The 12,975-nt window shown below is 64.5% G+C and carries 8 protein-coding genes and 1 pseudogene; 5 read left to right on the forward strand and 4 right to left on the reverse strand.

Features of this window, described 5'->3' with window-relative positions; all coding sequences use genetic code 11:
• The 4 genes from glgC to Q1A36_RS06245 are packed head-to-tail and all read left to right on the forward strand — an operon-like array spanning position 1 to position 6,441.
• On the forward strand, positions 1-1,260 hold the full coding sequence (gene glgC, locus Q1A36_RS06230; protein ID WP_299841094.1) for a glucose-1-phosphate adenylyltransferase: 1,260 nt from the start codon (positions 1-3) through the stop codon (positions 1,258-1,260).
• Positions 1,242-2,681 carry a glycogen synthase GlgA gene (gene glgA, locus Q1A36_RS06235; RefSeq protein ID WP_299841095.1) on the forward strand — a complete coding sequence of 480 codons (1,440 nt, stop codon included), beginning with the start codon at positions 1,242-1,244 and terminating at the stop codon, positions 2,679-2,681. Before glgC ends, glgA begins: the two co-directional genes overlap by 19 nt.
• Positions 2,681-4,813 (forward strand): glycogen debranching protein GlgX, encoded by a 2,133-nt coding sequence (gene glgX / locus Q1A36_RS06240; protein ID WP_299841097.1) that lies wholly within the window; start codon positions 2,681-2,683, stop codon positions 4,811-4,813. Before glgA ends, glgX begins: the two co-directional genes overlap by 1 nt.
• Complete coding sequence (locus Q1A36_RS06245) at positions 4,810-6,441, forward strand: alpha-D-glucose phosphate-specific phosphoglucomutase (protein WP_299841099.1); 1,632 nt, start codon at positions 4,810-4,812, stop codon at positions 6,439-6,441. The genes glgX and Q1A36_RS06245 overlap by 4 nt, the downstream gene beginning before the upstream one ends.
• A gap of 150 nt (positions 6,442-6,591) precedes the next feature.
• Here Q1A36_RS06245 and Q1A36_RS06250 read toward each other — a convergent pair whose 3' ends face one another.
• Genes Q1A36_RS06250 through Q1A36_RS06265 form a run of 4 tightly spaced genes read right to left on the reverse strand, consistent with a single transcriptional unit; the run spans position 6,592 to position 12,090 of the window.
• The gene (locus Q1A36_RS06250; protein ID WP_299841101.1) at positions 6,592-9,249 is read right to left on the reverse strand and encodes a hypothetical protein; all 2,658 of its coding nucleotides are present in this window, start codon (positions 9,247-9,249) and stop codon (positions 6,592-6,594) included.
• A 35-nt stretch (positions 9,250-9,284) separates the two neighbouring features.
• Complete coding sequence (locus Q1A36_RS06255; RefSeq protein ID WP_299841103.1) at positions 9,285-9,968, reverse strand: PIG-L family deacetylase; 684 nt, start codon at positions 9,966-9,968, stop codon at positions 9,285-9,287.
• Positions 9,961-11,133, reverse strand: a complete 1,173-nt coding sequence (gene neuC, locus Q1A36_RS06260) for a UDP-N-acetylglucosamine 2-epimerase (RefSeq protein ID WP_299841105.1) — start codon at positions 11,131-11,133, stop codon at positions 9,961-9,963. Before neuC ends, Q1A36_RS06255 begins: the two co-directional genes overlap by 8 nt.
• A 33-nt stretch (positions 11,134-11,166) precedes the next feature.
• Positions 11,167-12,090, reverse strand: a complete 924-nt coding sequence (locus Q1A36_RS06265) for a GNAT family N-acetyltransferase (RefSeq protein ID WP_299841107.1) — start codon at positions 12,088-12,090, stop codon at positions 11,167-11,169.
• A gap of 161 nt (positions 12,091-12,251) precedes the next feature.
• Here Q1A36_RS06265 and Q1A36_RS06270 point away from each other — a divergent pair.
• A pseudogene (locus Q1A36_RS06270) lies at positions 12,252-12,975 on the forward strand (IS3 family transposase); the annotation flags it as partial.

Raw genomic sequence — 12,975 nt, forward strand, 5'->3', positions numbered from 1 at the left:
ATGACGGATGATAGACGACTTGCACAGCGGTCGATGGCCTTCGTTCTGGCCGGTGGGCGCGGTTCGCGGCTGAAGGAACTGACCGACCGCCGGGTGAAGCCCGCCGTCTATTTCGGCGGCAAGACCCGGATCATCGATTTCGCCCTGTCGAATGCGATGAATTCCGGTATCCGCAAGATGGCGGTCGCCACGCAGTACAAGGCCCATAGCCTGATCCGCCATTGCCAGCGTGGCTGGAACTTCTTCCGGGCCGAGCGGAACGAGTTTCTGGATGTGCTGCCGGCCAGCCAGCGCATGGGCGAGGACATGTGGTATCGCGGCACCGCCGATGCGGTGACCCAGAACATCGACATCGTCGACAGCTATGGCATCGACTACATCGTCATCCTGGCCGGCGATCACATCTACAAGATGGATTACGAGATGATGATCCGCCAGCATGTGCAGGAGGGCGCGGATGTCACCATCGGCTGCCTTACCGTGCCGCGGGAAGAGGCCACGGCCTTTGGCGTCATGGCCACCGATGCCAGCGGCCGCATCACTTCGTTCCTGGAAAAGCCCGCCGATCCGCCCGGCACGCCCGAGGATCCGACCAAGGCGCTGGCCTCGATGGGGATCTACGTCTTCAACTGGCCCTTCCTGCGCGACCTTCTGCTGAAGGATGCCGAGGACACGAATTCCAGCCATGATTTTGGCAATGACCTGATCCCGGACATCGTGGCGAACGGCAAGGCCATTGCCCATCGCTTTGACGACAGCTGCGTCAAGACCGAGGGCAAGCCCAGCTATTGGCGCGATGTCGGCACCATCGATGCCTTCTGGGAGGCGAATATCGACCTGACGAATTTCGACCCCGACCTGAACCTCTGGGACCGCGACTGGCCGATCTGGACCTATTCGGAAAGCCAGCCCCCGGCCAAGTTCATCCATGACGAGAAGGACCGCCGTGGCGTGGCGATCTCGTCGATGGTTTCGGGCGGCTGCATCATCTCGGGGACCGAAGTGCGGAACTCGCTGCTGTTCACCCAGGTCCATACCAATTCCTACGCGGTGCTGGATCATGCGGTGGTGCTGCCGCATGTGGTGGTGAATCGCTCGGCCCGGCTGACGAAATGCGTCATCGACCGGGGGGTGCAGATCCCGGCAGGGCTGGTGGTGGGCGAGGACCCGGTCGAGGATGCGAAATTCTTCCGCGTCACCGACAAGGGCACCACGCTGATCACCAAGGAGATGGTGGCGAAATGGGAGGCCGCGCGGTGACGCAGGTCCTTTCGGTCGCATCCGAGGTTGCACCGATCATCAAGACGGGCGGGCTGGCCGATGTGGCCGGCGCGCTGCCTGCCGCGCTGGAGCCCTTCGGGGTCCGGCTCAGGACGCTGATGCCCGGCTATCCGCAGGTGATGCGGATGCTGGGCGAGAACGAGATCGTCGCGCGCTTTCCCGATTGCTTCGGTGGGCCAGCCGTTTTGCTGGCCGCCGAGGTTGCCGGGCTGGACCTGCTGGTTCTCAGCGCGCCGCATCTTTATGACCGCAGCGGCGGGCCCTATCTCAGCCCGGCGGGCAGCGACTGGCCCGACAATCCCGAACGCTTTGCCGCGCTGAGCTGGGTCGCTTCCGAGATCGCCAATGGCGCCATCGCTGTCTGGCAACCCGCGATCGTCCATTGTCATGACTGGCAGGCGGGTCTGGCGCCCTATTACATCGCCCGTTGGCCGGCCGCCGGCCGGGTGCGCACGCTCATCACCATCCATAACATCGCCTTTCAGGGCCTCGCGCCCGCCTGGAAGATGCAGGGTCTTCGGATCGCGCCGGTCGATTTCACCTCGGACGGGGTGGAATACTGGGGCCAGATCTCGGCACTGAAGGCCGGGCTGGTCTTCGCCGACTGGCTGACCACGGTTTCGCCCACCTATGCGGCGGAACTGATGACCGCGGAATTCGGTATGGGACTCGAGGGCGTCATGCGCGCCCGCAAGGATAGCTTTTCCGGCATCCTGAACGGCATCGACGAGGAGACCTGGTCGCCAGCCACCGATGCGGCGATCACCCCCTACAAGACCGCCAAGGGCAAGGCCGCGAACAAGGCGGCGTTGCAGCAGGAATTCGGCATGGCCGAAGCCAGCGGGCCGCTTTGCGTCGTGGTGTCGCGGTTGAGCGATCAGAAGGGGCTGGACCTGCTGCTGCAGGCGCTGCCGGCGCTGCTCGCCAAGGGCGGGCAATTGGCCCTGCTCGGTTCCGGCGACAAGGGGCTGGAGGCGGCGTTTCAGGCGGCGGCGGGGCCGAATGTCGGCATCCGCATCGGCTATGACGAGGCGCTGTCGCACCGGATGATGGCCGGGGGCGATGCCATCCTTGTGCCCTCGCGCTTCGAGCCCTGCGGCCTGACGCAGCTCTACGGGCTGCGCTATGGCACCCTGCCGCTGGTGGCGCTGACCGGCGGCCTGGCCGATACCGTCATTCCCGCCACGCCCGCCACGATGGCGCGCGAGGTGGCGACCGGCATCCAGTTCTTCCCGGTCACGGCGGCCTCGCTGGCCAATGCGCTTGAGCGGCTTTGTGATCTCTATGCCGATCCCGAGCGCTGGACGAAGATGCAGCGCAATGCCATGAGCCAGCCGGTGGGCTGGGACCAATCCGCTGCCCGCTATGCCGAACTCTACGAAAGGCTCTTGGGCAAGTGATGATAAGCCGGATCAACCTCTCGGCCGGGCGACCCTATCCTCTGGGCGCCACCTTCGACGGCGAGGGTGTCAATTTCGCCGTTTTCTCGCAGCACGCCACCAAGGTGTCGCTGTGCCTGTTCAGCGGAGAGGGGGAAGAGACCGTCATCCTCGACCTGCTCGAGCGGGACGGGCATGTCTGGCACGGCTACATCTCGGGGATGCAGCCGGGCCAGCAATATGGCTATCGCGTCCACGGTCCATATGATCCGCTGAACGGCCATCGCTTCAACCCGCACAAGCTGCTGATCGACCCTTATGCGAAGAAGCTGACGGGCGCGCCGGTCTGGGACGATGCGCTTTACGGCTATACCATCGGCAGCGCCGATCGCGACCTGAGCTTTGACCGCCGCGACAGCGCCCCCTTCATGCCGCGCAGCGTGGTGGTGGACCCGGCCTTCACCTGGGGCGAGGCCGGCGGCGCGCTTGGCCATCCCTGGTCCGAGACGGTGATCTACGAGGCGCATGTGAAGGGCCTCACGGCCGAGCGACGGGACATCCTGCATCCGGGCAAGTTCCTTGGCATGGCCTCGGACCCGATCCTCGAGCATCTGACCAAGCTGGGCATCACCGCCATCGAGCTGCTGCCGGTGCAGGCCTTCGTCGATGACCGCTTTCTGGTCGAGCGGGGGCTGAAGAACTACTGGGGCTATATGAGCTATGGCTTCTTTGCCCCCGATCCGCGCTATCTCTCGGGCGGTGACATTGCGGAATTCCAGCAGATGGTCGCGCGCTTCCACTCGGCCGGGATCGAGGTGATCCTCGACGTGGTCTATAACCACACCGCCGAGGGCGACCAGATGGGGCCGACACTGTGCCTCAAGGGCTTCGACAATGCCAGCTATTACCGGCTGGCCGGGGACCGGCGCTATTATCAGGACGATACCGGCTGCGGCAATTCGCTGAACCTCGATCATCCCTTTACCCTGCGGCTGGTGATGGATTCGCTGCGCTACTGGGTGCAGGTGATGCGGGTGGACGGGTTCCGCTTCGACCTCGCCTCGACGCTGGCGCGCACCAGCGGCAGCTTCACCCGCGACGCGCCCTTCCTGCGCGCGGTGCGGCAGGACCCGGTGCTGAACAAGGTCAAGCTGATTGCCGAGCCCTGGGACGTGGGGCCGGGCGGCTATCAGCTGGGCGCCTATCCCGCGCCCTTCTCGGAATGGAACGACCGCTACCGCGACCAGGTGCGCCGCTTCTGGAAGGGCGATGCGGGCATGGTGCCCAAGCTCTCCAGCCGCGCGGCGGGTTCGTCTGTGCGCTTTGACCATGACGGACGGCGCGCGACCTCCTCGATCAATTTCCTGACCTCGCATGACGGGTTCACGCTGATGGATACCGTCAGCTACAACTCCAAGCACAACGAGGCCAATGGCGAGGAAAACCGCGACGGCCACGACCACAATTTCTCGGATAATTGCGGCATCGAGGGGGCGACGGATGACGCCCAGATCCTCGCCCGCCGCGCCCGCCGCCGCCGCAACATGATGGCGACGCTGATGCTGAGCCAGGGCACTCCGATGATCCTGGCCGGGGACGAACTGGGCAATTCGCAGGGCGGCAACAACAACGCCTATTGCCAGGACAACCCGCTTGGCTGGGTGAACTGGGCCGATGTGGACGAGGATTTCCTGCAATTCTGCCAGAAGATCATTGCCTTCCGCAAAGCCAACCCGATCCTGCGCCAGAGCCGCTTCCTGCATTCGCTGCCGCGCACCGTCGATGGCAAGCCAGATCTCTACTGGCGCCGCGCCGATGGCCAGTCGATGACCGTGGATGACTGGGCCAACCCGGCGCTGCACCTGCTGGGGATGGAGGTCCGCATGGCGCGGGGCACGCCCCCCTACGAGCCGCGGCTTGGCGCGATCTACGTCGTCTTCAATGCCGGTGCGGCGCAGCGCATCACCCTGCCCGAGGCCCCCGACGGCCAGTTCTGGCGGCGCTGCTTTGACACCGCCGAGGAGGGCATCCTCGCCCCGGCGACGCTGAGAAACGACATCAAGGAAAACTCGGTCGCGGTCTTTGACCTGATCGACAAGACCACATCCAGGGCCCGAGCAGCGGCCAGAACGGCGAAGGGAGAGCACGCATGACCCCGACTATCGTCCCCACCACGCCCATCGAGGGCCAGAAGCCCGGCACCAGCGGGCTGCGCAAGAAGACCCGCGTCTTCATGCAGCCGCATTATCTGGAAAACTATGTCCAGGCGATCTTCGACGGAATCGGCGGCGTCGAGGGCAAGACCCTCGTGGTCGGCGGCGATGGCCGTTACTTCAACGACCGCGCCATCCAGGTGATCCTGCGCATGGCCGCCGCCAATGGCGCGGCTGCCTGCATCGTCGGACAGGGGGGAATTCTGTCCACGCCAGCCGCCTCGCATCTGATCCGCCTTCGCGGCACCGATGGCGGGCTGATCCTCTCGGCCAGCCACAATCCAGGCGGCCCGGACGAGGATTTCGGGCTGAAATACAACGGCCCCAATGGCGGTCCGGCGACCGAGGGCGTGACCGACCGTATCTTCGAGCGGACCAAGGTCATCGACAGTTACCGCATCGCCGAGGCGCAGGATGTGGACCTGGACCGCATCGGCGAGACCAGCCTTGCCGGGATGCGGGTCGAGATCGTCGATCCGGTCAGCGATTACGCGGCGCTGATGGAAAGCCTGTTCGATTTCGATGCCATCCGCGCGCTGTTCGCCGGCGGATTCCGCATGCGCTTTGACGCCATGCATGCCGTGACCGGCCCCTATGCGACCGAGATCCTCGAGAACCGGCTCGGCGCGGCCAAGGGCACAGTGGTCAATGGCACCCCGAAACCCGATTTCGGCGGCGGCCATCCCGACCCCAACCCGATCTGGGCCAAGGATCTGATGGATCACATGTATGCCGCCGATGGTCCCGATTTCGGCGCGGCGTCGGATGGCGATGGCGACCGCAACATGATCGTCGGCAAGGGCTGCTATGTCAGCCCCTCGGACAGTCTCGCGGTGCTGGCCGATCTGGCGCATCTCGCACCGGGCTACAAGGACGGGCTCGCGGGCATCGCGCGTTCGATGCCCACCTCCTGCGCGGTGGACCGGGTGGCGGCGGCCAAGGGCATTTCCTGCTTCGAAACGCCGACGGGCTGGAAATTCTTCGGCAATCTTCTGGATGCCGGGCAGGCCACCATGTGCGGCGAGGAAAGCGCCGGCACCGGATCGAACCACGTGCGCGAGAAGGACGGGCTCTGGGCGGTGCTGCTGTGGCTGAACATCCTCGCCGCGACCGACAAGCAGGTTGCCGAGCTGATGAGCGATCACTGGTCGCGCTATGGTCGCAACTACTATTCGCGTCATGATTACGAGGCGGTGGACAGCGCCGCCGCGAACGGGCTGATGGCCGATCTGCGCGCGCGCTTTGCCACGCTGCCGGGCGAAAGCTTCGGCCCGCTGACCGTCGCCACGGCGGACGAGTTCGCCTATGACGACCCGGTGGACGGCTCGCGCTCGACCGGGCAGGGCATCCGCATCGGCTTCACCTCGGGCGGCCGCGCCGTGTTCCGCCTGTCGGGCACCGGCACCGAGGGCGCGACGCTGCGTGTCTATCTCGAGCAACTGGAAACCGATCCCGCAGCCCTGGGGCAGGACGCACAGAAGGCGCTGGCCCCCGTCATCGCCGCCGCCGATGCGATTGCGGGCATCCGCGACCGGACCGGTCGCGATGCACCGGACGTGATTACCTGAGTCGGTAAGAGCCTGAACCGGTGGCAAGGTCGCAGCTTGAGGGCGATCTTTCCACCGGCTGACCTGAAGATGGCTCCTGCAGGAGAGCATTCAGCGCAACGATTGCTGCAGCCGCAGGGCGCTCGGGCCGATCAAGACCCGAGACCGCGTTCAGATATCGTAGACTCGATAGGGACCCTCGATGAAGAGCCGCGGGGGCAGTTCGTCGGCAGGTCGCAGTTGACTGGCGGGATCGGCCCCGACCATGGCATCGACCGCTGCAACAAGCCCGGGCTCGGGGCCGGTGACGAATTGCGGATTCTGCTCCAGGAATCGGGCCGTATTCACGGCAGCACCGGTCGGGTCGCGGCGGAACTCGGCCAGCGCGACGGACAGGCTGGCGACATCGCGGAACTGCGGGGCTCCGACCACCTCGTGCTGGTCCATCGGATAGCGCGTGTCGGCGTTGGATACCGAGAACGCAGGCCTGCCGGCCAGTGCTGCCTCGACGAGGGTTGCGCTGTAGCAGGCCAGAACCAGATCGGATGCCTCGATCAGCGGAGCCGGAGGGGCGGTGACGCTCTGGACCCGATGGGCCATGCCCATCTCTTCGGCAATGGCCAGGTAGGCGGCAATGCGCAATTCGCCTTCTTCGGGGTGAACCTTCAGCAGGATCTGCAGATCCTCATAGGGAGCCATGGCTGCCAGGATGATGCGCCAGACGTCGCTGATCTGCGTCCATTTCGATGGCTGCGAGAAAAAGGCCAAGGTGAGCTGACCGGGCGGGAAGCGCGTCCCACTGTCTTTTTCAAGCTTTTTGCGCGCGTTTTCGGGCGGGACCGGGGGCGTCGCGACGAGGCGGGGCGAGCCGATGATGTCGATCCGCTCTGCCGGGACCGAGAATCCGGCCTCGGCGAGTTTCGCCAAATAGCCGGAAGCCGTGCCGTAGCGATCGGTCATGACTCGAGTGTAGCGGCAATATTCGGCGTTGATGATATGCGGCTCGATAGCAAGGCTCGGTACGCCAAAGTGCCGCGCAGCCGCAGCGGTCATACCGGTCAGGGATGGACGCAATGGCGAGACGATCAGCGCATCGGGCTTTTGCCCCGCCGCCTGCATCCGGTCGAACCATTGCAGCAGCCGTTCCCAGTGATGCAAACCCGAGACGATGGTGTGATAGGCGAGGATCGCGCTTCTGGACTCGATGACGCGGGTCGTGATCAGGCAATCGCCGGCCTGACGATGCCGCGCCGCAACGCGTTCGAGCAGGTGCTGAATGCTGTAGTTCAGAGCCGGATAGTCCGGCGTTGTCAGAGGGGGCAACAACTGAACCCGGCCGGCGGGCGGAATTGGAAGTTCCGGCGCACCCGCGAACAGCGACGCGGCATTGAGGCCGACCACGCCCATCATCGTGTCGAAATGCCTCGACAGGATGTTGGCATAGACGGCACTGGAATCATTGTAGGTCGTATAGGGAATTGTGGCAAACAACACCTTGGGGCGCGGCGCCATGTCGCCCTCGGCCGCTTTCGGCCAAAGATACATTGCCTGTGCTGCCTTGGCGGCATCGGCCCGCAGCCCTTTCAACAGGTCGCGCAGGGGTCTGACCGAAGCGGGAATAGTCTGTTTGACCTGTACCGAATTGGAGAAGGCCTGAGCAAGTTGCCCCGCAAACCGGATGCGGGAGCGCTCGTTGCGTGCAAGGGATACAAATTCAACCCTCGGGTCATCGTTCAGGCCCTGGACATCGGCCAAGAACTCAAAAAATCCAGCCTCGGCCGTCTCGGCACTGACGACCATGACCTGGTCAACGTCCTCGTCGGCCAGCAGTTCTTCAAGCCCGACGACGCGCAGTCCCTGGAAGAACATCGCGTCGGCGAGATGCATGGCCAGATAGGGTTTTGATTCATCCAGCCACCCACCTGCCTCGCGCTCGATCTCGTCAACGATCTCTTCGGCGAGCCGGCGCGTTTCGTCATGCAGGCGGTGATAGGCCGGAGAGAAGCGTGTGGCCCGGCTGCGCGGATGGGTAATGATCAACTCCGCTGGCCGGGCGTGCAGTTGGGTCTCGCTGCTGAAGGTCATCCGTCCGAACAGGTTTGACGGGCTGAAGAGCGAGATTTTCTCTGCGCCCGCGAACAGAAGCGACAGATGGGTGGGATCCTGCAGCGCATCTGCGATAATCAGCCGGTGCCGGGCGGGGCGGCGGCTGGGGGCTTCGGCCACGGTGCCGCGCAGCAACGTGGGCCGCTGCGTCGGAACGGTCGCAAAACTGTCCAGCAGTTCCGAATGCTGCTTGGCCGGTTCAAAGCGCGCATTTCTCAGGCGATCACGAAAACCAGCGAACTCCTCGTCGTCCAGCAGGAAAGCGGCCGCAGCGGTCAAGCCGGTGCCGAAGTTGGGATGGGGTGGAAAGCGAGAAAGAAGCTGCTCGACGAGGTCGGGATCGCGCAGATGCGCCGCCATCAGAGACTTGGTCAGCCCGGAACGTGCCAGCATCATGACGATCGGTGCACCCACCGAATAGAGCAGGGCGTCACGGACAAACTCGTTCAACAGGTCCGGTTGCCCGGTCTCGTCAAGCTGGAACAGCCTGCTCGCGATCGATTTCCAATCCCGCCGCAGCCGGCTTTTCCAGAAGAACCTGTTTCCTGCCTCGAGTCCCGAAAACCTGTCGGTGGCGCGCAGACGCGTAAGGGCCAGGGAGCTGCGAGAGACCGGAGCCAGAAAACGCCGGGCCCCGCTCTTGACGCGGGTGGCTGCCTTGCCGGCCAGTTGCCGGGGCGGGATTTGAGACAGGACGCCCAGCAGGCGGAAGTTGCGCTGCATGCGCATGAGGAAACGAGGCATCGTCACGGGTGGGTTCACATTCTGCCCCGCAGCAGCATGAAGGCTTCGGCGGCCTGATAGCCGGCGGCTGCGCCATGCATCTGGCCTTGGGCTCGTACTGCGGTTTCACTGCGCGGGAAGGGGAAGGGGTGGAATTCGCCAGCGAAGTGGCGGGTGATCGCGATCTTGTGCTCGAGATACGCGCCGATATCAACATAGATGTCCGACCGGAATGGCAGCATCTGCTGGATGGCCGCGTCGGTCTCGGACAGGGTTTCATAGGCGAGGGTCCACTGCACCGAAGGGTAGCGGAACCATTTGGCGCAGGCTGCACCGGCATCGTGGACGACCTGGTGGTCACTATGGGCATCGCCACGATGGGGCAGCAGCAGCATCTGGGGGCGGGTCACTTTGACCACATCGCCAATGGCTGCGACGACATCCCCCAGCGGTAGGGTATCGAGCCGGGTCGTCGGCAAGCCAAGCCGATGAACAGCAGCAAATCCGAACTCGCGGGCGACGGCCTCGATCTCGGCTTCGCGGCTTTCGATGCGGGCGGTGGGCCAGCCGTCCTCGGGGCGCATGGTGGTGACGATCAGCCAGTGGATCTCGCGCCCCGCCGCTGCCGCGCGCAACAGCAAGCCACCAGCGCCGATGGTTTCGTCATCGGGATGGGGTGCAATGGCCAGGATCGGCCCGCCGCGTTCGATCTCAAGCATCGTCTTTCCCCATAACGAATCGTTTGTGCAGCAGGCGGGCGTCAATCGGTGTTTCGGCCAGCAAGCCGGCGATGCGCGCTCCGGTCCGGCCGTCGCCATAGGGGGTACTGGCCTCGGCGACCTTGGCACGGAACGCCGGGTCCTCGGTCGCCAGCCGCAGCGCGGTCGCTATCTCGTCCTCACCGTAACCGGTGAATATGACGTTCTGGGCATGTTCGCGCCCCCGCTGGCGCTGGCCGATATTGATGGCAGGCAGGCCAAGGCTGGGGGCTTCGATGATGCCCGAAGACGAGTTGCCAACCAGCGCCCGTGCATGGCGCATCATGTTCACGAAGACCTTGCGTTCGAGAAAGGTGAACAGCTTCACACGGTCACAGCGCGCGGCAAAGGCTTGCAGCCCGGCGACCACTCCATCCGCGCCCGGATCGGTGTTCGGCGCCATCGCCGCGACGCGCAGGCCCGACGCCTCGAGGATCGAGGTCACGGCAGCGATATGTGCGGCCGCGCCAGCATAATCGGTGATGGTCGGGTGATAAAGCAGCACCACATAGGGTGCGCCGTTCCAGTCCACGCCTAGCGCCGTGTCCAACTCGGACCGCGACATCTGTGGCACGGCCAGCAGCCGGTCCAGACCCGATGCGCCCACCACGTTTATGCGCCAGTCTTCTTCGCCGAGGGCACGCAGGCGTTGACCCGAAAGCTCGGTAGTGGCCATGTGCAGATGCGCCAGCTTGGAGACCGCATGGCGGATCGGGTTGTCGACATTGCCGTCTTCGGCATGGTCGCCGCCACCGATATGCACGATGGGGATATGATGATAGCTGGCGGCAAGTGCGCCGGTCATCGGCTCTTCACGGTCGCCCATAACCACCAGCATATCGGGGCGATTGACAGCAAACAGATCGGTCAGACCGGCCAGCTGCAGCGCCGCGCCTTTGACCCGGCCGGTCAGCCCGTCCGAGGCCAGGAGCGAGTCAATCCGGGCCACGATGGGAAAGCCGTCGGCCTCGATCTGGCGCACGGAATAGGCGTGCCGCGCGCTGAGATGGGCCCCGGTCACGATCACCCCCGGTTCGAGTCCGGGCGTGTCGGAAATAGCCCCGATCACCGGAGCGAGAATGTCGTATTCAGACCGGATTCCGGTCAGGATGTGGATCTTCTTCACGTGTCGTCCTGCTGCCGGTTTCCGCTGCGGCTCTCAGTAAATGTCCGAGTCGATCATGGCAATGCGCCAACGCCGCGCGTCGCTGAGGCCCGCGTCCTGCCCCGACAGCACACGGCCGCCGAAATAGGTGACCGGTGCGCTGGCCTGAAAACCTGCCCGCTCGAGTGCGATCCGCGCCGGATCCTGCGGCAGGGACCAGCAATTCACTCGCCGTGCGCCCCTGGCCTTCGCTGCAGCCAGGCTGCCGGCGATCAGGTCGGGATAGGCGCGCGCATCGCCAGCCGCCATAAGCACCAGATCGAATTCGGCATCGCCATAGGGCTTGAGAACGGCATAGCCGTCGAGCCCGTCGCCGCCGGGAAGGGTCAGGATCAGATAGCGATTGTTCGGGTTCTGATCGATGCGCCACGACAACAGGTCCGCCCGGCGGTCACCCTGCAGTCCTTCCACGGGCGAAGCCACCGAGCTGAAACGCTCGTCAACGTGGTCTGCCGGGACAAGGCTGTCCGGCGAAAGGCTCTCGTCAGGACGGATATCCCGGACCAGAACCGGCACGTCCGAAATCGCACTCCAGTCGAGTTTGCGTCGGAACGGCACGTTGCTGTTTCGATTCGGAAAGCCCCAGACCGCATGAATGCCGTCCTGAGCCATCTGTTCATACAGCACCGACGCAGTGCGCTCGAACAGGCCCTGCCCGCGATAATCCGGATGAGTCATGGTCGTCATCGAAAGTGCGGCCTGAAGGGGCGTGCCGTCAACCAGGAGCGGCGCGCGGCTGGCGGCATAATGTGCAGCCAGTCGGTTCTCGTCCCAAGCCAGGGCGATGAGGGGGCCGCCTGCCGGATGATCGAGATAGCGCCACCGCCAATAGGCTTCGGTCATGGGCGTGCCAAAGGTCGTGGCAAACAAGTCCAGGATCGCGGCCTCGTCTCCGGGTTGCCAGGCTCTGATCTCCATCGCGCTCTCCTTGCCGATCCCGAAACTGCTTAGGCCAAATGGCCGGTAACGGCAACCTTGGCGGCGGTACGGCAGGTGTTGTCCACCGAGTTGTCTACCGATCCAAGTGGACTTGCCCGGAAAAAGTGGAGAGCACCAACTGAGGAACCAGGAGGTGTTCTATGGGAAACGGGAACAGACCGAGGCCGGAGTTTCGGCGTGAAGCGGTGCGGCTGGCACTGACCAGCGGCCGGACGCGGCGAGAGATCGCGGAGGATCTGGGCATCGGGCTGTCGACGCTGACGCGATGGCTTAGAGAGGAACGCGATGCCAGCGAGCCGAGTGAGGCACCGGTTGATTTTCATGCCGAGCTGAAGCGGTTGCGGCGGGAGAATGCGGTCCTGAAGCAGGAGCGCGATATCTTAAAAAAAGCCGCGGCCTTCTTCGCGAGAGAGGGAAGTCGATGACCTTCGGCTTCATCGAAGCGGAGAAGGCCAGCTTCCCGATCAGCCGGATGTGCCGCGTCCTCGGGGTCAGCCCGAGCGGCTTCTTTGCCTGGCAGGAACGGCCTGCCTGTCGCCGCCAGCGGCAGGACATGGTTTATCTCGCGCATATCCGGACTGGCTTCGCGCTGTCGAACGGCACTTATGGCAGCCCCCGCGTGCACCGCGACCTCGTCGATGAGGGCCATGAGATCGGACGCCACCGCACGGCACGCCTGATGCGCGAGAACCAGTTGATCGCGCGGCAAAAACGGCGCTTCAAGCGCACGACGGACAGCGAACATGCCTGGCCCGTCGCCCCGAACCTCGTGGCGCAGGACTTCACAGCGGATGGCCTGGACAGGAAGTGGGGTGCGGACATCTCCTACATCCGGACGGCAGAGGGCTGGCTCTACCTTGCCAT

This window comes from uncultured Paracoccus sp. (genome assembly GCF_947487305.1).
In the GTDB taxonomy this organism is placed as follows: Bacteria; Pseudomonadota; Alphaproteobacteria; order Rhodobacterales; family Rhodobacteraceae; genus Paracoccus.

Excerpts from the sequence above, each read along its gene's own strand:
- glgC (WP_299841094.1), top strand. The coding sequence starts at position 1 with ATGACGGATGATAGACGACTTGCACAGCGGTCGATGGCCTTCGTTCTG.
- glgA (WP_299841095.1), top strand. The coding sequence starts at position 1,242 with ATGGGAGGCCGCGCGGTGACGCAGGTCCTTTCGGTCGCATCCGAGGTT.
- glgX (WP_299841097.1), top strand. The coding sequence starts at position 2,681 with ATGATAAGCCGGATCAACCTCTCGGCCGGGCGACCCTATCCTCTGGGC.
- Q1A36_RS06245 (WP_299841099.1), top strand. The coding sequence starts at position 4,810 with ATGACCCCGACTATCGTCCCCACCACGCCCATCGAGGGCCAGAAGCCC.
- Q1A36_RS06250 (WP_299841101.1), bottom strand. The coding sequence starts at position 9,249 with ATGCAGCGCAACTTCCGCCTGCTGGGCGTCCTGTCTCAAATCCCGCCC.
- Q1A36_RS06255 (WP_299841103.1), bottom strand. The coding sequence starts at position 9,968 with ATGCTTGAGATCGAACGCGGCGGGCCGATCCTGGCCATTGCACCCCAT.
- Q1A36_RS06265 (WP_299841107.1), bottom strand. The coding sequence starts at position 12,090 with ATGGAGATCAGAGCCTGGCAACCCGGAGACGAGGCCGCGATCCTGGAC.